Below are 20,579 nucleotides of genomic sequence, written 5' to 3' on the forward strand. Positions count from 1 at the left end.
GCATTTCATATTAGCTGGTAAAGGCTTAGAACTTGTAGTTCAGACCCAACATATAGTTGCGGCCGTAGTTCTGGAAGTCACGCACCAGACGTTCATCTTCATGGAAGTAAGAGCTGAACGGTTCGTTGGTCAGGTTATTCACTTGGAACAAGACTGATAAGCCGTATAAGGCATCTATGCCACTCTGGGAGAAGTCATAGCCTATCTGGGCGTCGACCACGTTCTCGGCCTTGATGTTCACATTGGTGCGCTTCAGGCTGATTTCTGTCACTTCACCCAGGAAGTCCGAGCGATAGCGTGAGCTGACACGAGCACTGAAGCCGCTGTTTTCATAGTAAACCGTCGCGTTGAAGGTCTTCTTGGACAATCCTGGCAGCGTAGTGGGTTCGCTGTCGGACGTCTCTTTCACTTCGCTCTCGCTGTAAGTGCCGCTGAGGATAGTACCGAAACCCTCCAACACATCGGCATATATGCCAAAGTCCAGAGACAGTGACAGCTCGAGTCCACGCACGTAACCGCCATTACCGTTCTGTGGCTGAGTCACGCTGCCTATCGGGTTGCCACCCTTATCCGGGAAAATGGCACCGAAGTTGATCAGAGCGGATTGGTCGAAGACAAAATTTTCCAGATCTTTGTAGAACACGGCGGCGGCGAAGTAGCCCTGATCGCTGAAGTAGTTTTCATAGCTGATGTCATACTGACGCGCCAACCAAGGCATCAGGTGGGGGTTACCCGCCTTGCCGCTCCAATTAACACCACCGCTGCCGGCTTCATTGTAATCGAAGCTGACGTTGGCATTCATCTTGTCCATGCGGGCACGGGACAGGGTACGGGCGGCGCCGAAACGCAACATCTGACCGTCGCCGACCTCGAAGCCCAAGTTGATGCTGGGCAGCCATTCGGTGTAGGTTTCGCCATCGGTAATAGGCGTCTTGGTCACCAGACCGTTTTCCATGCCGGCAACACTGCCGTCCGAGCTCTGATCTGTATACACGGCCTGCAGACCGACGTTACCGGACATGGGCAGACCGAACAGCTCAGATTCCAGGTTGGCTTTGGCGAAGGCTATGGTCACTTCTTCCTGGACGTTCCAGGAGTTGGTCGCACGGCCAAGGTCCACGGACTCGGCCGAGGTTTCCGTGTAGAAACCGTCGCGGTACATGGCCAGTGAATCGTAGCTCAACATGTCGCCCATGCCGAAGAAGGCCAGGGAGGTTGGCGTCAGCAGATATTGCTCAGGTACAGTCGCCAGTTCAGGGTAGGCTTTAGAGGTGAGGTAGAAGCCTTGATCCAGCTTGTTTTTCTCACGCTTGCTGTGATTGACACCAAACTCCAGGCTGCGCAGCGCACCATCGTCGAAGATATATTCTGCGCTCAGGCGCACAGATTTCAGCTCGTCTTCTATGACTGGCTTATTGATGAAGCCGTCCTGGCTATCCTGGCCAATAGGGTTACCCCAGCTGAGTGGGCCGCCAAGCTTGATCAGATTGGGATCCGCGTAATCCAGGTTATGGGTGAAAGTGGCATTGCCGTCGGCACCCATTTCGAACCCCAGGGTATCGGTAGCGCCGTTGCCGTCGCCACGACCTGTACCACTGTAGCTTTCCATACCTATGTCGGTACGGTCCGCCTTGGACAGCGCCACATCGGCCTGGACACTCCAGTTGTCGTTGATGATGTACTTGTTATTCCAGCCGATAGACAGAGACTGAGCGTCGCGGAAATTAACATCATTACGCACTACCACAGCGGCATTGTTGATGACGCCCTTGGTGACTAAGCCGTCTTGGCTTTCCAATGCAGTGATGCCGTCATTGGCTCCGCCAGCGCCCCATTGCCCCGGGATTTCGATACCGCGCAGACGCTGCTCGTCGTTGAAATCTGTGTAATAGATGTCGAGCACAGAGTGGAAGCTGTCGTTTGGCTGGTATTCCAGCACTGCAAGGTAGCCATCACGGGTCAGTTCGCTGGAACGTACGAAAGGCTTGGCACCACCCAGGACTTTGGGATTGGCTGCATCATAGTCTAATTCCGGATAACCCCAGGCTTGCCAGCGCTCTTCCTGGTTAGGCGATTGCATATGGGCGTAACCCAAGGCTATGCCTATGGTGTCGTCGGCAAACTGATCGACATAAGAGATGCTGAATCTGTTGCCTTTATCTGTAGAGCCGCTGTTGAGCGCGCCTAGATCGTTCATCTCGGCACGGGCTGCTATCGCTATTGTCTGTTCGCCGTGGGCCAGTGGGCTGATGGTCTGCATGTCGACGGTTGCGCCTATGCCTTGAGCCATCAGAGAGGCGTCAGGGGTCTTGTAAACCACTACGCGGTTAAGCAATTCTGAAGGATATTGGTCGAATTCGACGCTGCGGTTGTCGTTTACCGTGGCCTGTTCACGACCGTTAAGAGTCGTAGTGGTAAAGTCTGGGCCCATACCGCGGACGGAAATGACGTTGGCTCGGCCATCCAAACGTTGAGCGGCGACACCGGGTAAGCGGGCAAGTGACTCGGCGATGCTGACGTCAGGCAATTTGCCTATGTCTTCTGCCGAAATAGCTTCAACGATAGAGGATGAGGACATCTTCAGCGATTGTGATTCTTGCAGACTGCGGCGGATCCCCGTTACCGAGATAACCTCGATTTCGGCATCTTTTGCGGCTTTTGCTTTGGCTTCGACGTCGGCCGTATCGGCTGCGTAGGCGTGCATACTGGCACCTGCGGCAACCAGTGCCAATGTGAGCAGGCTTGGTTTAAATTGCAACATTCATCTTCCCCTTTGGATCGCTTGATAGCATGTCATTGCTTTTGTAATTATGAGCACGGTTTTTTTAGGTTTTTGGCATTCAGACGCTTAACTGACTGCATAAGTGCTGTATTTATGACCAAATTGTTGCGCAACAGTGAAGATACTACTCCCACCATTCTGGGCGTAACAACTGAGTGCATACGTATTCAAAGATTGCCGCGGCCGTCGGAGGGCGGGATCCGGGCGCCAAGGGCAGGGGCGATGAAATGCACAATCCGACTTAATTGCATGTAAAATAAAGGGTAAATCCATGAGTTCTTGGGGGGTGCTGCAATTCCATGCTCTGCATACGTATGCAGGTGTATTGAACCCCATTTCCATCTTCACGTATGCTCGATTCATTCAAATAAGACGCCGGTGGTTACTGGCCGGCAACAAAGGTGTAACGGTTTCGACCGAAGTTCAGCACACCTATCGCGAGTGAAAAGGGGCAAGAATGAGTGAGTTAACCTGGTGGCGCGGCGCCGTCATCTATCAGATCTATCCACGCAGCCTGCTCGATACCAATGATGACGGTATCGGCGATCTGCAAGGGATTATCCATAAACTCGATTATATCGCCAGCCTCAATGTCGATGCGATCTGGATCTCGCCCTTCTTCAAGTCACCGATGAAAGACTTCGGCTATGACATCAGCGATTATCTGGCGATCGATCCCCTGTTCGGCACCATGGATGACTTCGATGAGCTGATCGCCAAGGCCCATAGTCTGGGGATCAAGGTCATCATAGATCAGGTGCTCAGCCATACCTCGGATCAACACGCCTGGTTCGAACAGAGCCGCCAGAGCCGCGATCTTGCTGTTAACCCCAAGGCCGACTGGTACGTGTGGGCCGATCCCAGGGAAGACGGCAGCGCGCCCAATAACTGGCTGGCCATCTTCGGCGGCTGCGCCTGGGAGTGGGAACCGCGCCGGCAACAGTATTATCTGCATAACTTCCTGCGCAGCCAACCGGATCTCAATTTTCACAACCCTGAGGTGCGCAGTGCCGTGCTGGAGAACGTGGAGTTTTGGTTGAAGAAGGGCGTCGATGGTTTCCGTCTCGATGCCATTACCTTCTGTTTCCATGACGAATTGCTCAGGGATAATCCGGCCAAACCCAAGGATAAGCGCCAGGGACGCGGTTTCAGCGAAGACAATCCCTATGCTTATCAGTATCACTATTACAACAACACCCGGCCGCAGACTGTGGGTTTCGTCGAGGAACTCAGGGCGCTGATCGACCGTTACCCAGGGGCCGTGACCCTGGGCGAAGTCTCGTCGGAAGATTCGCTGGCGACCATGGCCGAATACACCCAGGGTGATGACAGACTCCACATGGCCTACAGCTTCGAGTTGTTGACCGATGATTTCAGTGCGGGTTACATTCGTCAGACTGTGGAGGCGCTCGAAGCCAGCATAGGCGATGGTTGGCCCTGTTGGGCCATAGGCAACCATGATGTGCAACGTGTCCTGAGCCGCTGGGGCAAGGGACAGGAGACCCCCACGCTTGCCAAGATGCTCAACGCCATGCTGGGATCCCTGCGTGGCAGTGTCTGCAGCTATCAGGGCGAAGAGCTGGGCTTGACCGAGGCGTCCATCGAGCATCACCAGTTGCAGGATCCCTTCGGCATCACCTTCTGGCCCATGTTCAAGGGCCGTGACGGTTGCCGCACCCCCATGCCATGGCAGGCGGATGCGGTCAACGCGGGTTTCAGCGCCGCCGAGCCCTGGCTACCCGTGCCGGCCGAGCACCAACAGCTGGCGGTGGAACAGCAGGAGCTGCAACCCGACTCAGTGCTGCACAGTTATCGGCATTTTATGGCCTGGCGCGCTAAGCACAGGCCGCTTGTCGACGGTGATATCAAATTTATCGATGCCAAGGAGCCCGTGCTGGGGTTCATCCGCAGCGGCGCAGCCGGACGGTACCTGGTGTGTTTCAACCTGTCCGCCGAGCGGATTGAGATTGATCTCGCCGGCCATGATATAGTCGCTGTGTTGGATGACCATGGCCTGGAGACGGGCACCTTGGCACAGGCGCAGTTGAGTTTGCCTGCCTTTGGCAGTTTCTATGCCCAATTGCAATGCAGCTGACTCAGGCATAGCCGGTGAAAACCGAATGAAAATATTTCACAACTGATGTTTGGGTGTGGCCCGTCCAAGGCCACGCCCGGGCCGGATACAGAGTCAAGCACCAAAACGACGATTACAAAAACAACAAAGAGAGACCCTTATGGCGTTATCCATCAATGACACAAGCACCACGAGTGTCGGCAGTGCCGGCGAAGGCAACTACAGGTTCGCGTTGATCTCGCTGACCTCACTGTTTTTCATGTGGGGTTTCATCACCTGCCTGAACGACATCCTGATCCCCCACCTGAAGGCGGTGTTCTCGCTCAACTATGCCGAAGCCATGTTGATCCAGTTCTGCTTCTTCGGCGCCTACTTCCTGGTGTCTCTGCCCGCGGGCAAGCTGGTCAAGAAGCTGGGTTACCAGCAGGGCATAGTGACAGGGCTCATCATCGCCAGCCTGGGGTGTGGCTTGTTCTATCCTGCCGCGGTTTCTGCCACCTATGGGCTATTCCTCGGAGCCTTGTTCGTGCTGGCATCCGGTATCACCATACTGCAGGTCGCGGCCAATCCCTATGTCAACGCCCTGGGCAGCAAGGAAACCGCTTCCAGTCGCCTGAACATGACCCAGGCCTTCAATGCCCTGGGCACGACGGTCGCGCCTTTCTTCGGCACCCTGTTGATCTTGTCGGTGGCGACTGTCGTCTCCGCAGACATGAGTCAGGCCCAGAGCGAAGCCGAAGTGGTCAAGCTGCCGTACCTGTTGCTCGCCGGGGCGCTCGCCACCTTGGCCCTTATCTTCGCCAAGCTGAACCTGCCTGTGATTCAATCCCATAAGGAACAGCTTCAGGCCACAGACAGCCAGGACAAGTCCAGCGCCTTCGCCTATACCCACCTGCTCTTGGGGGCCATAGGCATCTTCGTTTATGTCGGCGCCGAGGTGTCCATCGGCAGCTTTCTGGTTAACTTCCTGGGTGAGGCGGATATCGCCGGTCTCAAGGAAGCCGATGCGGCCCACTACATAGCCTATTATTGGGGTGGCGCCATGGTAGGGCGCTTCTTCGGCTCGGTGATCATGCAAAGGATCCCTGCCGGAACCGTATTGGCGTTCAACGCCACCATGGCGGCCTTGTTGGTCCTGGTTGCCATGAATAGCAGTGGCAGCGTCGCCATGTGGGCTATCCTGGCCGTCGGCTTATTCAACTCCATCATGTTCCCGACCATCTTCAGCCTGGCGCTGCGGGATCTTGGGCCGCACACCTCACAGGGCAGTGGCATACTCTGCCTGGCGATAGTGGGTGGCGCCATACTGCCGCTGATCCAGGGGCTGATGGCCGACAGCATGGGCATACAGCAGGCGTTTATCCTGCCGGTTATCTGCTATGGCTTCATTCTCTTCTATGGTGCCAAGGGCGCCAAGTTGTGATCTTTGTCCATTAGCCGAAAGCGACCTCAGGGTCGCTTTTTTTATCCCTGGTGCAAGCCTCCTTGGCCGCCGAGGGAAACAATTGCCGCTGCAGCGGCATTTTATCTTAAGTTAAGTGGCGATAGCGGCCGGGCAGGCTTGCTTATCGTCGCCCGACCTCCTATGATCTGCCGGTTTTATCATCCAGGGTGCCTTTAATGTTGAATTCTCCGCTTTCCGCCAGCTCGACCGAATTAGTGATCAGTGTGTTATCCCTGGTTTTATCTCAAGGTAAACCGCTCGACAGAGCCTATTCCCAACATTTCTCCGGACTGCAACTGGTGCCGGCGGAGCAGGCCAGGATCACCATAGTGACGGGCGATATCCTGCGCCGCCTCAATCTCTATTGCTATCTCGCCGACATCAAGCCCGAAGAGATGGAAAGGTTCGGTTCTAAATTGCTCAACGTCTGGCACCTGTTCCATGGCCTGGATTTGCCCAAGATGCAGTACGCCTTGCCCGTGGATCGCGAAGACTACGCCTCCCGCCTCGCCATCGCCCAAAACCAGCCCGTGTTATGGGATGGCTGTCCCCAGTGGCTGGACGATCTGGGCCAGGCCCAGTTGGGTGAAAACTGGGTGCAGGAGCGCGCGGCGCTCAATCAGGCGCCAAAACGTTACTTGCGGGTCAACGAGCTTAAATGCAGTCGCGAACAGTTAGCGGAAAAGCTGGCCGGCGAATATGTGCTGACCCAGGCTGTGGAAGGCGTGTCGACGGCGCTGGAAGTGCTGTCGGATTCGGCACTGTTTCGCACCGAGAGTTTCAAGGCGGGTTGGTTCGAGCAGCAGGATGCAGGCTCACAGTTGGTCGCCGCCGCCTTGGATGCCAAGCCTGGCATGCGGGTGATAGATGCCTGCGCCGGTGCCGGTGGCAAGACGCTGCATATCGCCGCGCAGATGCAGGGCAAGGGACGTTTGCTGGCGATGGATGTCGAGCAATGGAAACTGGATAAGCTCAAGGAACGTGGTCGCCGCGCCCATGCCCACAATGTCGAGACCCGGCTGATCGTCGGCAGCAAGACCATCAAGCGCCTCAAGCTGAGTGCCGACAGGCTGCTGTTGGATGTGCCTTGCTCAGGGCTCGGCGTATTGAAACGCAATCCGGATGCCAAGTGGCGCGATACGCCCGAGCGTCTGCCCGTGCTGATGGAACTGCAGCAACACATATTGCAGAGCTACAGCCGTATGCTGAAGGTCGGTGGCATACTGGTCTACGCCACTTGCTCCATACTGCCGGACGAGAACCGTCATCAGGTGGATGCCTTCCTAGGTGCCAACTCCAACTTCCGCCTGCTCGACGATGAGAGCATCAGCCCGGCCGCCAGCGGGTTCGACGGTTTCTATCTGGCCAGAATCGAGCGCATCGCCGAGTAATAAAGACTAGGGGCCAAGCCCCCGGGCTTGGCGGTATGGCTCAGCGACGGGCAACGAGAATCCGCTTTAAGCACACAGTAATCAGCGTTAAGCACACTTAAGTAGCAGCAGAGTAGCGGAAAGAGGTAGAGAGATGGCAAGAGCCTGCGCGAGACACATATTGGTGAACACCAAGGAAGCAGCCGAGAAGCTCAAGGGCCAGATCGCCCGCGGCGAAGATTTTGGCAAGCTGGCGAAGAAACATTCCCTGTGCCCGTCGAAGAAGCGGGGCGGCGATCTGGGCGAATTCGGCCCTGGACAAATGGTCAAGGCCTTCGATCAGGTGGTCTTCAAGAAGCCTGTGTTGGAGGTGCATGGCCCGGTCAAAACCCAGTTCGGTTACCACCTGATCCAGACCATATACCGCACCTGAGCCGGCTTTTTTTTGTGCTCTGATGGCGGTGTTGTTCCTGCTTTGCCTGCGCTAAGCCAGGATTTCGGTAACGACCCGGGTCTTGACCGAGTTGGCGATGAAACATTGCGCGTGGGACTGGTGGTGCATCTGTTCCAGCTGGGCGAGGGTGGGTTTGCGATCGCCGGAAAAATCTATCTTGGGCCGCAGCGTCACCTGGGTCATGGCCAGCTTTCCCTCTGCGTCTTGTGCCATGATGCCGACGGCCTCGTCAAGATAAGTGTCGACCACAAATCTGTGCTTGGCGGCGATAGCGAGGAAGAACAGCATGTGACAGCTGGACAGAGATGCCACGAAGGCCTCCTCGGGATCGACATTCTGCGCGACAGAATAGGGCAAGGGCACTATCTGGGGCGAGGAGGAGGCAGGTACAGTCACGCCGCCGTCGAATAACCAGACATGGCCGCGGCTGTATTTATTGTCTAGATAGGCTTCATCCTTGCCGCGTTGCCAACTCACCTTGGCCGAGTAGCTTGACATCTTTTTCTCCTCTGGACGCTATTGTTGCATTTAGATTCTGTGACAGCGGGTTAGCTAGCAGCCGGCGATATCTGCGCCAGCTCAGCTAGATTTCTGCCTGATAGCCTGCCAATGGCCATATGCTCGAGCAGATGCGCGCCGATAGACGCATAGAAGTCATGACTCATGGCTTTGTCTTTGACCAGATACCATTCGATGCGGCTGCAGCCGTTTGCCAAGGCTATGCTGGCCAGTGCGGCCATGGCGCTGCGAGCCAGCCCCTGGCGTCTGAAGGGCGGCATGATATAGAGCGCCTGCATATAGATTTCTTTCTTGCCAGTGAAGCTGGCCCATTTCCAACTGAAGATGATGAAACCGGCTATCTGCCGGCCATAGCAGATCAACCTGGCAAAGGCGATCGGGGCCTTTCCGAAAAAGTGCTCAAGGATATCCGCTTTCGAGGTGGTTATTTGGCTAACGCCATCACTCTTGCCCAGCGCATAGAGCATGTCCAGCAGCAGGGGGATATCTGCCTCTGTCAGGTTGCTAAGTTGTACATTCGCCTCTGTTTGACTATCCGGCACCCAGGACTCCGTCTTGTTGTTGTTTTTTCTGTATCCCACTGACTATATTTAGTTTTCAATTTTGACACAAGGGCTTAAGGCTCGCCGATTTACTATCTCATCCAGGCGGATATCGGGAATCATCGCGTCCGCATATGCTAACATGTGGGCTAAACCGCGCCCCGGCCAGGCCGAGGCAGCGAATGACAGATAAACCCGGGTGGGGAATATGGATAAAGAATTAATCGTAACAGATGTGTTGGTGGGCGAAGGCAAGGCAGTAGTGAAAGGGGCCTTGATCACCACTCAGTATCGGGGTTTCTTGGAGGACGGTACTCAATTCGATTCCTCCTATGACAAGGGCCAGGCATTTCAGTGTGTGATTGGCACCGGCAGGGTGATCAAGGGCTGGGATCTGGGGCTCATGGGGATGAAGGTCGGTGGCAAACGCACACTCCAGGTGCCGGCCCATCTGGCTTATGGTGAGCGTCAGATCGGCGCCCTCATTCCCGCCAATTCAGATCTGAGTTTCGAGATAGAATTGTTGGAAGTGCTGACCCGGGATGAATGAGTCGGCAGAGGGCTGATGGCAGAGGAGCTAGAGCAAAGGGCCCAGAGTACAGGAACAATGAGCACAAAAACTATGCCACTAAAAGTTGGTCATTATCGCGAGAAGATCTTAATATTCAACTATTAGATAGTCATTGAGAGTCGCCAATGAAAATTTGCCTCTTGTTGTTGAGTCTGCTCGGCTTCAACCTCTATGCCGCCCCTTCGCTGGAGCATAGGCTGCTGAACCCGGAGGGGGAACTCGTCAGCCTGACACAATTCAAGGGGCAGGTGGTGTACCTGGACTTTTGGGCTTCCTGGTGCGCGCCATGCCGCAAGTCCTTTCCCTGGATGAATAGCATGCAGGCAAAGTATGGCGAGCAGGGACTGACTGTGGTGGCCGTCAACCTGGATGTGGAACGGGCGTTGGCGGACAAGTTTCTGCAGCAAGTGCCGGCGAATTTCCAGTTGCGCTTCGATCCCGAAGGCAATGTCGCCCGTAGCTTCGAACTGCTGGGCATGCCCAGCAGTTATCTGTTCGATCGCCAGGGCAATCTGGTTGGCAGCCACGTGGGTTTCTTCCAGCGCAATACGGCGGCTTATGAACAAGAGCTGCAGCGGGTGTTGAAGGAGTGAACATGAGAGCTCAGGTTATTGCAGGTGCCATGCATGGCACAGGGAGCAAGGTGGTCGCATTGCTGTTGCTCACTTGCCTGTCCGGCTGTGCCGGCTTGGGCGTCGAGCCATGGGAGCGGGATCAGCTGGCGCGCAACGATATGGCGCTGGACAACGAGAAGCTGGATCTGGCCCAGGATGACCATATCTATTTCAGCAAGGAAGGCAGCAGTGGCGGGCGCGCCTTTGCCGGCGGAGGCTGTGGATGCAACTGACACCTGAGGAGGATGCCAACGGCCAAACCCATGCCGGGGAGAGTCAGCCGGGCGTGACACTCGGGCCCCCGAGGAAACCCTGCATAGCAGGCGCCTTGGCACTGGCCAGCTGCAGCCTGTTGGGGCAGGGCGTGATGGCGGCCGAGTCGAATGGCGACCAGGACTGGCACTTGGTCGATGCCGCGCTCATGTATTACGGTGAGGAAGGCCGGGTGCAGGCGATAGAGGCCATAGGCACGGCCAAGAAAACCTATGCAGACGAGACAGTGCTCGATGTCAAGGTGCTGCTCGACAGCCTGACCGGGGCTTCGGCCAGCGGCGCCATTCCCCAGGGACAGGAACAAACCTTCACCCGTCCCTCAGGTGATGGTCAATACAGCATTGCCGCCGGCGAGACGCCGCTCGACGATACCTTTCACGATACCCGGCTGCAATTGAGTGCCAATTGGAGCCAACCCCAGTCGTCGCAATGGAAGACCAACCTGGGGCTCTATGGCTCCAAGGAGTTTGACTATAACGCCTTCGGCGTCAACGCAGGTGCCGAACGCGGCTTCAACAAAGACAACACCACCTTGTTTGCCGGCGCGGCCTACAGCTTCGACATCCTGGAACCCGAAGGGGGCCGTCCCAAGCCGCTGTCGGCCATGGTGCTGCGCACCGAAGACGACACAGAGGCCAGCTTCCGTCGGGCCTTTGCACTCACACGTGAAGGCCGCAGCGACGACAAGCGCACCCTGGATCTCCTGCTCGGCCTGACCCAGGTGCTCAATCGCCGATGGTTACTGCAGGCCAATTATGGCTTGTCGTCGGTCGAGGGGTATTTGACCGATCCCTATAAGTTTCTCAGCCAGGTCGATGCGGCGGGCGTGACCCAGGCCTATCGCTATGAGCATAGGCCGGACAGCAGGTTGAAGCATAGCTTCTTCCTCATGACCAAGACGGCGCTGGATTCAGGGGTAGTGGATGTGTCTTATCGCTACAACAGGGATGACTGGCGACTCAGCTCCCAGACGCTGGAGAGCCATTATCGTTATTATTTCTCCGGCAGTTTCTATGGCCAGCTGCACCTGAGGTATTATCGCCAGGGGGCCGCCGAGTTCTATCGCCCCTGGTTGCTGACGGACCAGGCGTTGCCCGAGTTTGCCAGTGCCGACTATCGCATCGGCGAGTTAACCAGCTATACCCTGGGGCTCAAGTTGGGTCGGCGACTCTCGGGCGATCGTGAGCTGGCCTTTCGGCTCGAGTTTTATCGCCAACAGCCACACAACAATGGCACAGAGATCCCCGAGGGGTTGCAAGCCTACAAGCTGTTCCCCTCGGTCAGAGTCATCAGCGCCCAGATAAGTTATGCCTTCTAGCCGCGCGGGACCAAGTCCGAGGTCGGATTCTCGGCCGTTTTCCGGGGCGCGGATCATATATGCAGTGTTAAGTAACACCAACAGGTAGTAGACAGCAGAATGCGAATTTTATTGGTGGAAGACAACCAACTCCTGGCCGATGGCATTTGCCTGAGCCTGGCGAAACTGGACATGCAGGTGGATCACCTATGCAGTTATCAGCAGGCGCTCAGCGGCGTCAAGAACGAGGCCTTCAGTGCCATAGTGCTGGATCTGGGCCTGCCCGACGGTTCGGGCAAGGCCCTGCTCAAGCATTGGCGCCAGCAAGGCATAGCCATCCCCACCATAGTACTGACAGCCAATACGGATTTCGATACCAAGCTGGCCTGCCTGGACATGGGCGCCGACGACTACCTGAGTAAGCCGTTCGATGTGCGTGAACTGGCCGCCAGGATCCGTGCCATAGTGCGGCGCCAGCACGGGTTGAACAACAACAGCTTCAGCCTGGGCGCCTTATGCATAGACATGGACAGCCGCGAAGTCAGGTTTCGCGGCGAGCCGGTGCAGCTGTCGCGGCGGGAATACCAGTTGTTGCTTGAGTTGGCGCAATCTGCAGGCCGGGTGCTGACCCGCAGGCAGCTGGAGCAGTTGACCTATGGCTGGGACGAGGTCGGCAGTAATTCCATCGAAGTGCATATACACCATCTGCGCAAGAAGACAGCCAATGACCTGATCAAAACCGTCAGGGGCATAGGCTATACCTTGGTCGAAATAGACTGAGCCGGATGGTCTTTCCCGACGGCTGAATCGCCGTCGTCATCTCGTTCGCTTGAGTTAAATTATTGGGTTGGCTGTCGGAACGGCCGGAGTTGATTATGTATTCGTTGCGTTTATTGCTTACCGCGCTGATGTTGCTGGGGATAGTGCTGTCGGTGGGCATTTCCAGCTGGTTCAGCACCCAGGATGCCAGGCATCAGATTGAAGAATTGTTCGACGCCCAGATGGTGCAAACCGCTAAGCTGCTGGGGCTGTTTTATCATTATGAGGTGCCCCAGGAGCATGAAGCTGCGCTGCTGCTGAAACCCAGGGTGCTGCAGGTGCCGACATCCGGTGCCGAAAGCTTCACCGAGCAGGCCGATGCACTCAAGTTGGCCTATGAACATAAGCTGGCCTTTCAGATCTGGAGTCGGGACAAGCGGGTACTCTTCCTATCCGATAATGTCGGCGCCGAGCCCCTGACAGAGTTCACTCAGGGGTATCATAGGCGCAGCTATGGCGGAGAGCTGTGGCACGTCTTCAGCTATTACTCCCCCGAAGACAGCATTTGGATCATCACCGCCCAGCAGGATGAAGTGCGCCAGGAACTGGTATCCCAAATCATGCACAATGCCGTGGTGGTGCCGGCGCTGGTGGTGCCTTTCATGCTGCTTATCATCAGCCTCATTTCCTATTGGTTGTTCAGGCCCATCTCCCGGCTGGAGAAGATCCTGAGCGCGCGCTCGGCCCGGGACCTTACCCCTCTGACCCTGCCTCTGCCAAGGGAGTTGATGCCGGTGCGGGCCGCACTCAACCTGTATATCGGCAGCATAGCCCGCTTTCTCGAGCGGGAGCGTCGCTTCAGCGCCGACGCGGCCCATGAGTTCAAGACGCCGCTGTCGGTCATCAAGCTGCATCAGGATGGACTCAGGGAGATGCTGGCCGACATGCCCCAGGCCAAGGTGCACCTCAATGCCATAGACGCCGGGGTCGAGCGCCTGAGCCACACCCTGGAGCAGCTGTTGCTGCTGGCCAGGGTCGACTCCCTGGATGAGCTGCACCTGGAGCCATGCTCGGTATTGAACCTGGTTGAAGACAGCTTGAATCAGCTCATGCCGCTGATCACAGATTATGAGTGGCAGATAGAGGTAGACCCTGGGTTTACCATCCAGGCCGAACCCTTCTATCTGGAGTTGGTGTTCAAGAATCTGTTGGAGAACGCCTGCAAATACAGCCCACAGGCTTCACTGATAGAGGTCAGTGCCCACAGGATAGGCAAGGAGGTCGAGATACGGATCGCGGATCGCGGCGAGGGCATGACGTCCGAGCAGCTGGCCAATGCCGTCGAGCGTTTCTACCGGGTGAATGAAAATCAGGGCAATGGCTCAGGACTCGGGTTATCCATCTGCAGCCATATACTCGAGCTGCATGGTGGCCGCCTGTCCTTGGCCCAGAGAAGCGGGGGCGGTTTGATTGTCAGCCTGAGGCTGCCGGCCGCTTGCCCTTGACCCTTGAGTCGCAAATTGACCACGGGCAAGGGCAGGCGTTGGGTTGGCAGGCATTGAGTGTGACGGGCGTTGAGTGTAATGAGTGTAATGAGTGTAATGAGTGTAATGAGTGTAATGAGTGAAATGAGTGAAATGAGTGAAAAAACAAATGTTGAACTAAAATGCCTCAGCAGCCAGGGTGTTTTATTCGGAAGTCTATGACTCAGGGAAGCTGTCAGGGATGTGTGGGCGTCCCGGCCCTCATGCCGTTGGGATAAGCTCAGGCGCAACTGGCTGTACTGTGAGAAATTATCACTTCCCCAAATGCCAACTGCAGGTAAACTCGACCCATAATGCATTTCAGCCGGCGCAAGAGACGCCAAAGGACACAAAGTGGATTTGACACTCTACGTAAAATTTTTTCTCGGACTCGTCGCCATCATCAATCCGGTGGGATTATTGCCGGTATTCGTCAGCCTGACCAGTCACCAGAGCGCCGCCGAGCGCAACCATACTGGCAAGGTGGCCAACTTTGCCGTGGTCGTCATCCTGTTGGTCACCATGGTGGCGGGGCAACATATACTGAACATGTTCAGTATTTCCCTGTCGGCCTTCAGGATCGCCGGTGGCACCCTGATAGCCCTCATCGCCATGTCCATGTTGCAGGGTAAGCTGGGGGAGGTGAAGCGCAACCAAGAAGAAGACAGGGAGGCCTCGGGCATGGAGTCGGTTGCCGTGGTCCCCTTGGCCTTGCCCCTGATGGCGGGGCCCGGCGCCATCAGCTCTGTCATAGTGTTCGCCGCCGAGCATAGGACGCTGGCAGACGCAGTGGCCATGTCCGCGACCGTGATCCTCTTCGGTCTGCTCAGCTTCGCTCTGTTCAGCATGGCCTCGGCTATCTATAAGATTTTGGGCAAGACGGGTATCAACGTTATCACGCGTCTGATGGGGCTGCTGATGCTGTCCATCGGCATAGAGGTCATGGCCGCCGGGCTCAAGGGGCTCTTCCCACACCTGCTGGGCTGACGGCTGCGTTTTCGTACCCCAGGGGTCAGGCTAACTGTTTCAATCGCAAGGATTGCTTAGCATTTGTGCAAACGAGATAAGAGGCGGTGATTTAGCTTGACCCCCAAATACCTTTTGCGTAAAGTACCGCTCCGTCGACAAGGAAAGCCTTTAAGCCAGGCATTGACCCAATCGACCATCCCCAGGGATGCAGCAAGACGTGATGATCCGGCACGTAAACGGGATTTGAATATGGTGAGATGTCCGAGTGGCCGAAGGAGCACGCCTGGAAAGTGTGTATACGGAAACGTATCGAGGGTTCGACTCCCTCTCTCACCGCCACATTAAAAGAACGGGAATCAGTACTTACTGGTTCCCGTTTTTGCTTTGGGGCATTTTTGGGGCCATAGTTGGGCAAATTGATATCTTTGTTTGGCAATTACCCCCACTCGGCTAGACTCCCGCTTTGCCGCAGCGCCGGATTAAAGCACGGGGACCGGCACTTGCCGGTCCCCGTTTTTGCTTCAGTGAGCGCCTTGCGGCCTTGGCCTAACCTGGGCTAGACACCTTCTACCATCAGGCGTGTGTCCGGCAGGCTGGTGAGATGCGGTATCGCCAGGTGTGGCATCTCCATCCGGCTCAGGGCATTGAGCGCCGAGGCGATGGCCCCTTCCTGCCAACCCGGCAAGGAGGAGAGTTGGTCGCCGACGATGAAGAAGTTCAGCGGCCCGCCATTCACCCCAGTGCCTTGGGTAAGCACGTTGAAGTGGGCTACCGAATCATCCACATAGTTCCACTGGGCCCAGCCCCCCTTGATGTAGGGCATATTCTGCCAGGCGATCGCCACCCCATTCTCCAGACCGGCACCGAAGGCCTCGCCGAACAACTTGGCGCCGTTGCGCGCCTGCTCGAGACGCACGCCTATGGGTTCCTTGCCCATCTTGTAGGCATTCTCGGCGAAGTTGTAGCAGCCGGTCAGTGTGCCTTTCTTGTCGTGATAGCCGGTGCTGGGATACCAGATCTGGGTGATGGGATCATCCGTCCAGGAGATCCCGCCGAAGATAGGCACTACCCCGAGCTCAGAGCTGGGCACTGTCGATACCTCACAGTTGGCGACGGCATCGAATTCTGTGGTCACCGGGCTGCCTTGCCACAGGTAGCGATCCGCCTGCCAACCCACCTTGGTAGTGCAAGCGAGGAAGCGGGGACTGAAGGTATCGGGCAACACAGCGGGTTGTGGCTTGAATTGCGCCTGATATACGGCCTGCAGCGCCCGGTTGAAGCCGGCATCGAACCCCTGGGCAGCTTGCAATTCGTCGGAGAGAATTTGCTGCAGGAAGGGAATGGCCATGTTGCTGAAGCAGTAATCGGCGACGAAGGTCTTGGATTCATTGCTGCCCATGGTCGAGACAGAAATGGTGAATTTCCGGCTTGCCTCATCCCATGCGATCTTATTGACCGGATGATTCAGGTGGATAGTGCCACCCAGCGCCGCCACTTCCTGGGCGAAGGCATGTTGTACCTTGTCCATGCCGCCGACGGGCTGAAACAGGGTAGGCTGCCAGAGGAAGTCTTCCGGTTGATAGATGCGGGTCTTGGCCCAAAATTCGGACTGCAGCAGGCTGTCCAGGCTCAGGGCTTCGGCAATCACGCCGCTGTCGACGCCGGGCAGGACGCTGTAGCCGGCCCTGTCCGAGGCGCCATCGTCCTGACCATCTTCATTGGCGCTGACTATGTAGCGACCATCATGGGTCAAGTTACCGAAGGTGACCATCAGGCTCTGTAACTTGGCCGTCAGATCCGGCAAGTCGGCCTTGGCCACCGGCTGCGGCAGGTTTTCCAGCAGGCTGGCGGCATTCTGGTAAACCATTTGCGAGATCCAGCCGCGGGTATTGTGATCCAGACGACGATTGACCACGGGCTTGCCGGCGAAGGGGCCGCCGGCCATCTGGCTTAAGTTGGCACTGCTGTTCATCACATAGACTTCGACCTCGACACCAAACTGCTGCAGGTAATGCAAGAGTCTCTTATGGCTGGAGGGAATGCGTCCAGGACCGGCGTTGAGATAGGGTTCGCTGTCGCCCAGGGGCCGGCTGAAACGCACCACCTGGGTTTCGCCCGGGGTAGAGCCGAACAGCTCGCTGTTGACATCTTCTGTTAAGGTATCGCCGGTGCGCAGGGTCAGGCAGCGGCCGCCGGTACGATTATGGGCTTCGAGCAGTATGACCTCCATGCCTGAGTGCTGGGCCAGCAGTTCATAGGCGGTCGTCAGGCCGGCGACACCCGCGCCTATGATCACCGCCGTTTTGCCGGCATATTTGCCCTGGGTTAGCCTGGCGGGCCCCTGGGTTAAGGTGTTTTGTTGATTTACCGCATTATTCAGTGCGGCCCAGGCTCGGGCTTTGGGGTGTTGCTGTAAGAAAGATTGGCGACTCAGCTTGGTAGACATGGATACACTCCTTAGTATCGTGATGATGAGGTTTACCGCCCCGCGAGCGGGAACCACAGTCCTTGCGGCAAACGGATTAAGGCTAGCCTAGTTTTACTTGAATGCAAGTTATTGGACTGTATGATTTTATGCCTTAGCTACCGGCATGGCTCGCCGCCCGGTTTCCAGCCGTTCCGGCTAGAGCAGGGGACTGAAGAGATAGAAAAATTGCTCGAACAGCCGCTTCAGCAGGGGGCGCTGGCGCCATTGTCTGGCATCAATTTCCGTGGTGTTTTCCAGGTAACTCAGTTGCAGTTGGCTGAGCTGTTCGGTGAAGATGGGATCATCTATGGCCAGGGTCACCTCGAAATTCAGCCATAGGCTGCGCATATCCAGATTGACAGTGCCAACCAGGCAGTGGGTGTCGTCTATCACCACAGACTTGGTATGCAACATGCCGCCATTGTATCTGTGCAGCCTGACGCCGGCGCTGAGCAGTTCACCGAAGAAGGCGCGGCTGGCCCACTCCACCATCAGGGAGTCATTCCTGCCAGGGACTATGATGTCGAGCCGAATACCGCGTCTGGCCGCAGATTCGAGTGCAAACAACAGGAGTTCACTGGGGACCAGGTAGGGTGTGGTGATGACGATACTCTTCCTGGCCTGGTAGATGGATTGCAGCAGGGCCTGATGAATGATTTCCTCCGGCATCCCAGGTCCTGAGGGGATGACCTGGACCACATCCAGGGGGGCGACGGCGGGGCAACTCGGCGGCGCCGGTGGCGTGGTGAAATGGCGCTCCTGAGTCTCGTTTTCCCAGTCCCAGGCGTGGATGCAATCCAGTACCGACACGGCCGGGCCTGCGATCCTGACCATGATGTCGACCCATTTGCCTATGTTGGCCCCGACTTTGAAGTAATCCGGGTCGACAAGATTCATCGAGCCGGTATAGGCGATGAGGTTGTCGATCACGACTATCTTGCGATGCAAACGCAGATCCAGGCGTTGGAAAAACATCCTGAAAGGCGACACATTCAATGCCGCCACCACTTCGACGCCGGCATCCGAGAGCGCTGTTGGCCACTGGCTGTCGAAGAATTCCCGGCTGCCGGCGGCGTCGAGCAGCAGCTTGATGCTGACGCCGCGAGCCGCCGCCTGGCATAGGGCGTCGGCCACCTTATCGGCCAGTCCGCCCGGGTACCAGATGTAAAATTCGATATGTATGCTGTGCTGCGCCGTGGCGATATCTTCGACCAATTGCGTCAGTATCTGTGCGGGAATGGATTGCAGGCTGAGCCTGTGTCCGCTCAGGGCCGGGATCCCCAATTGGCGCTCGCACAGGGCGCTGATGGACTTGCCATAGGGCCGCAGGGCCTCGGCATCCGGCAGGCAATCCCGGTAGGCGCGCCGGAACCAGCGGGCATAGGGGCCGAAGGTTTGCTTGGCACGCTTGGCGCGCTTGCGGCCCAAGTTGAGTTCGCCAAACATCAGGTAGGCCAGGATCCCCACCAGGGGCAACACATAGATGATCATCAGCCAGGCGAACGACACCCCTATGGCGCGGCGTTTGAACACCACCCTGAGGGTGATGGCGGCGACAGCAAACCAGTAGACATTGAACCACAGCAGTGTGATGGCGTGATAAACTTGTTCCATGGGTAGCCATTATCGGTTAAATTATGAGCTCAGGGATGATGTCAGTGTGCATGGTTTTTGGGTTAGTCGGCAATCATCCTCCAGCCCCTATGCTTGCGCCTGCATCCTGAAGGCGAACAGCGAAATCCCCTTGAGTATAGTTCGCCCCGGCGCTTAAGCCGACACCGGAATGCTTTCATTATATGGGCTTATGGCTGAAAACCGGGTGCCTGGCTTAACCCGTCTGCCATTTCATACCGGCTGGACTATGTAAAGGTTTAGATACAGAGGATTTGGATACAGAGAGCTTATGAGTCATCCCCCATTGCGCCGGCCCGGGCCGGCACGTTTACTTATCTTCTTGGCTATGACCCTTGCCGTGCTCTGCCTGGCATTGTGGCTGGATACGGCCCTGAGCTTCGACGGCCAACCGGGGATCAGCCGCACCTTGTCGCACAACGATTTTTCCGCTGCCTGTACCTCGGCCAAGCCATCGGCTGTCGCTGCGCCCTTAGCCATGCCCCAGGTGCAAGCCGAGACTCAAACTCCCTCCCTGGATCGCCACGGGCAACTCAGGGTGTCGGTGTGGAACATCTACAAGCAGAGCCTGCCGGGTTGGGACAGGCGCTTAACCGAGCAATTGCACAGCCAACAGCTGGTATTGTTGCAGGAAGTCGGCCTGACCCCGGCGCTGGCGGCGTTGCTGCGTCGCAATCATAGCCAGACCCTGTTGGCGAAAGCCTTTCGTTGGCAGGATACCGTCTATGGGGTGATGAATATCAGCCGCAACGTGGCCGGCGACGGCTGCGCCGAGTTGGCGACCGAGCCCTGGACTCGGATCCCCAAGGCCGCGATCTTGGCCTATTACCCCCTGAGCAACGGCCAGCGGCTGCTGGTCATCAATCTTCATGGGGTGAACTTCTCCTGGGATCTGGTTGGTTACCGCCGGCAATTGCAGTCCTTGGTTCGGGTCCTGGCGCGGCACACTGGGCCGGTGATCTTCGCCGGTGACATCAACACCTGGCGCCAGGCGCGGCAGCAGATGTTGGATGATGCCTTGTTGCCACAGGGGCTGACCGAAGCCAGCCTGATGCCGGATCTGCGCCGCCGGGTCATGGGGTTGCCACTGGATCACCTCTATTACCGCGGCTTGACCCAGCTCGATGGCGAGGCGCTGTCGACCCCGGCCTCGGATCACAACCTCCTGAGTGTCAGCTTCGGCCTGATGCCGACACAGACTCAGTGAGCCCTGTCTCCACATCATAATGTAACAAAGCGTGTTTTCGCCCGGCTTATGGCTGCAATTAGCTTAGTAACATGATTTACTT

At 56.8% G+C, this 20,579-nt stretch carries 17 protein-coding genes and 1 tRNA gene; 13 read left to right on the forward strand and 5 right to left on the reverse strand.

The window, feature by feature from the left end; translation table 11 throughout:
* Positions 1–25: 25 nt before the first annotated feature.
* A complete protein-coding gene (locus LZP73_RS13590) occupies positions 26–2,761 on the reverse strand; it encodes a TonB-dependent receptor (protein ID WP_234235556.1) in 2,736 nt (911 codons plus the stop codon).
* Between the two features lie 478 nt (positions 2,762–3,239).
* On the opposite strand from LZP73_RS13590, the gene LZP73_RS13595 reads away from it, so the two are divergent.
* From LZP73_RS13595 to LZP73_RS13610, 4 genes are all read left to right on the forward strand, one after another.
* Positions 3,240–4,877 carry an alpha-glucosidase gene (locus LZP73_RS13595; protein WP_234235557.1) on the forward strand — a complete coding sequence of 546 codons (1,638 nt, stop codon included), beginning with the start codon at positions 3,240–3,242 and terminating at the stop codon, positions 4,875–4,877.
* A 139-nt stretch (positions 4,878–5,016) separates the two neighbouring features.
* On the forward strand, positions 5,017–6,279 hold the full coding sequence (locus LZP73_RS13600; protein ID WP_234235558.1) for a sugar MFS transporter: 1,263 nt from the start codon (positions 5,017–5,019) through the stop codon (positions 6,277–6,279).
* Positions 6,280–6,476: 197 nt separating this feature from the next.
* The gene (locus LZP73_RS13605; RefSeq protein ID WP_234235559.1) at positions 6,477–7,691 is read left to right on the forward strand and encodes an RsmB/NOP family class I SAM-dependent RNA methyltransferase; all 1,215 of its coding nucleotides are present in this window, start codon (positions 6,477–6,479) and stop codon (positions 7,689–7,691) included.
* A gap of 133 nt (positions 7,692–7,824) precedes the next feature.
* Complete coding sequence (locus LZP73_RS13610) at positions 7,825–8,103, forward strand: peptidylprolyl isomerase (RefSeq protein ID WP_169562730.1); 279 nt, start codon at positions 7,825–7,827, stop codon at positions 8,101–8,103.
* A 51-nt stretch (positions 8,104–8,154) separates the two neighbouring features.
* On the opposite strand, the gene LZP73_RS13615 is transcribed toward LZP73_RS13610, so the two are convergent.
* Both LZP73_RS13615 and LZP73_RS13620 read right to left on the reverse strand, forming a co-directional pair.
* Entirely contained in the window at positions 8,155–8,622 is a 468-nt protein-coding gene (locus tag LZP73_RS13615; RefSeq protein ID WP_234235560.1) for an OsmC family protein, read from the reverse strand.
* Positions 8,623–8,672: 50 nt separating this feature from the next.
* The gene (locus LZP73_RS13620; protein ID WP_234235561.1) at positions 8,673–9,185 is read right to left on the reverse strand and encodes a GNAT family N-acetyltransferase; all 513 of its coding nucleotides are present in this window, start codon (positions 9,183–9,185) and stop codon (positions 8,673–8,675) included.
* A gap of 208 nt (positions 9,186–9,393) precedes the next feature.
* On the opposite strand from LZP73_RS13620, the gene LZP73_RS13625 reads away from it, so the two are divergent.
* From LZP73_RS13625 to LZP73_RS13660, 8 genes are all read left to right on the forward strand, one after another.
* Positions 9,394–9,735: an FKBP-type peptidyl-prolyl cis-trans isomerase gene (locus LZP73_RS13625; RefSeq protein WP_234235562.1), complete on the forward strand. Its 342-nt coding sequence runs from the start codon at positions 9,394–9,396 to the stop codon at positions 9,733–9,735.
* Positions 9,736–9,881: 146 nt separating this feature from the next.
* Positions 9,882–10,349, forward strand: a complete 468-nt coding sequence (locus LZP73_RS13630; protein ID WP_234235563.1) for a TlpA family protein disulfide reductase — start codon at positions 9,882–9,884, stop codon at positions 10,347–10,349.
* Between the two features lie 29 nt (positions 10,350–10,378).
* Positions 10,379–10,603 carry a DUF4266 domain-containing protein gene (locus LZP73_RS13635; RefSeq protein WP_326490357.1) on the forward strand — a complete coding sequence of 75 codons (225 nt, stop codon included), beginning with the start codon at positions 10,379–10,381 and terminating at the stop codon, positions 10,601–10,603.
* On the forward strand, positions 10,594–11,961 hold the full coding sequence (locus tag LZP73_RS13640) for a DUF3570 domain-containing protein (RefSeq protein ID WP_234235565.1): 1,368 nt from the start codon (positions 10,594–10,596) through the stop codon (positions 11,959–11,961). The genes LZP73_RS13635 and LZP73_RS13640 overlap by 10 nt, the downstream gene beginning before the upstream one ends.
* A 99-nt stretch (positions 11,962–12,060) precedes the next feature.
* Positions 12,061–12,720 (forward strand): response regulator transcription factor, encoded by a 660-nt coding sequence (locus LZP73_RS13645; RefSeq protein ID WP_169562723.1) that lies wholly within the window; start codon positions 12,061–12,063, stop codon positions 12,718–12,720.
* A 95-nt stretch (positions 12,721–12,815) separates the two neighbouring features.
* The gene (locus LZP73_RS13650) at positions 12,816–14,204 is read left to right on the forward strand and encodes an ATP-binding protein (RefSeq protein WP_234235566.1); all 1,389 of its coding nucleotides are present in this window, start codon (positions 12,816–12,818) and stop codon (positions 14,202–14,204) included.
* 372 nt (positions 14,205–14,576) lie between these two features.
* The gene (locus LZP73_RS13655) at positions 14,577–15,209 is read left to right on the forward strand and encodes a YchE family NAAT transporter (protein ID WP_234235567.1); all 633 of its coding nucleotides are present in this window, start codon (positions 14,577–14,579) and stop codon (positions 15,207–15,209) included.
* A 233-nt stretch (positions 15,210–15,442) separates the two neighbouring features.
* Positions 15,443–15,530 (forward strand) — tRNA-Ser (locus LZP73_RS13660).
* 217 nt (positions 15,531–15,747) lie between these two features.
* Here the strand turns inward: LZP73_RS13660 and LZP73_RS13665 are convergent.
* Together LZP73_RS13665 and cls are read right to left on the reverse strand one after the other, a co-directional pair.
* On the reverse strand, positions 15,748–17,637 hold the full coding sequence (locus tag LZP73_RS13665) for a flavin monoamine oxidase family protein (RefSeq protein ID WP_234235568.1): 1,890 nt from the start codon (positions 17,635–17,637) through the stop codon (positions 15,748–15,750).
* Between the two features lie 177 nt (positions 17,638–17,814).
* The gene (gene cls / locus LZP73_RS13670; RefSeq protein WP_234235569.1) at positions 17,815–19,272 is read right to left on the reverse strand and encodes a cardiolipin synthase; all 1,458 of its coding nucleotides are present in this window, start codon (positions 19,270–19,272) and stop codon (positions 17,815–17,817) included.
* Between the two features lie 289 nt (positions 19,273–19,561).
* Between cls and LZP73_RS13675 the strand changes: the two genes are divergently transcribed.
* Positions 19,562–20,497: an endonuclease/exonuclease/phosphatase family protein gene (locus LZP73_RS13675; RefSeq protein ID WP_234235570.1), complete on the forward strand. Its 936-nt coding sequence runs from the start codon at positions 19,562–19,564 to the stop codon at positions 20,495–20,497.
* The last annotated feature ends 82 nt before the right edge of the window (positions 20,498–20,579 follow it).

Source organism: Shewanella sp. AS16 (genome assembly GCF_021412365.1).
Lineage (GTDB): Bacteria > Pseudomonadota > Gammaproteobacteria > Enterobacterales > Shewanellaceae > Shewanella > Shewanella salipaludis.

Excerpts from the sequence above, each read along its gene's own strand:
- LZP73_RS13675 (WP_234235570.1), top strand. The coding sequence starts at position 19,562 with ATGAGTCATCCCCCATTGCGCCGGCCCGGGCCGGCACGTTTACTTATC.
- LZP73_RS13600 (WP_234235558.1), top strand. The coding sequence starts at position 5,017 with ATGGCGTTATCCATCAATGACACAAGCACCACGAGTGTCGGCAGTGCC.
- LZP73_RS13650 (WP_234235566.1), top strand. The coding sequence starts at position 12,816 with ATGTATTCGTTGCGTTTATTGCTTACCGCGCTGATGTTGCTGGGGATA.
- LZP73_RS13645 (WP_169562723.1), top strand. The coding sequence starts at position 12,061 with ATGCGAATTTTATTGGTGGAAGACAACCAACTCCTGGCCGATGGCATT.
- LZP73_RS13595 (WP_234235557.1), top strand. The coding sequence starts at position 3,240 with ATGAGTGAGTTAACCTGGTGGCGCGGCGCCGTCATCTATCAGATCTAT.
- LZP73_RS13625 (WP_234235562.1), top strand. The coding sequence starts at position 9,394 with ATGGATAAAGAATTAATCGTAACAGATGTGTTGGTGGGCGAAGGCAAG.
- LZP73_RS13615 (WP_234235560.1), bottom strand. The coding sequence starts at position 8,622 with ATGTCAAGCTACTCGGCCAAGGTGAGTTGGCAACGCGGCAAGGATGAA.
- LZP73_RS13605 (WP_234235559.1), top strand. The coding sequence starts at position 6,477 with ATGTTGAATTCTCCGCTTTCCGCCAGCTCGACCGAATTAGTGATCAGT.
- LZP73_RS13610 (WP_169562730.1), top strand. The coding sequence starts at position 7,825 with ATGGCAAGAGCCTGCGCGAGACACATATTGGTGAACACCAAGGAAGCA.
- LZP73_RS13635 (WP_326490357.1), top strand. The coding sequence starts at position 10,379 with ATGCATGGCACAGGGAGCAAGGTGGTCGCATTGCTGTTGCTCACTTGC.
- LZP73_RS13630 (WP_234235563.1), top strand. The coding sequence starts at position 9,882 with ATGAAAATTTGCCTCTTGTTGTTGAGTCTGCTCGGCTTCAACCTCTAT.
- LZP73_RS13665 (WP_234235568.1), bottom strand. The coding sequence starts at position 17,637 with ATGTCTACCAAGCTGAGTCGCCAATCTTTCTTACAGCAACACCCCAAA.
- LZP73_RS13640 (WP_234235565.1), top strand. The coding sequence starts at position 10,594 with ATGCAACTGACACCTGAGGAGGATGCCAACGGCCAAACCCATGCCGGG.
- cls (WP_234235569.1), bottom strand. The coding sequence starts at position 19,272 with ATGGAACAAGTTTATCACGCCATCACACTGCTGTGGTTCAATGTCTAC.
- LZP73_RS13590 (WP_234235556.1), bottom strand. The coding sequence starts at position 2,761 with ATGTTGCAATTTAAACCAAGCCTGCTCACATTGGCACTGGTTGCCGCA.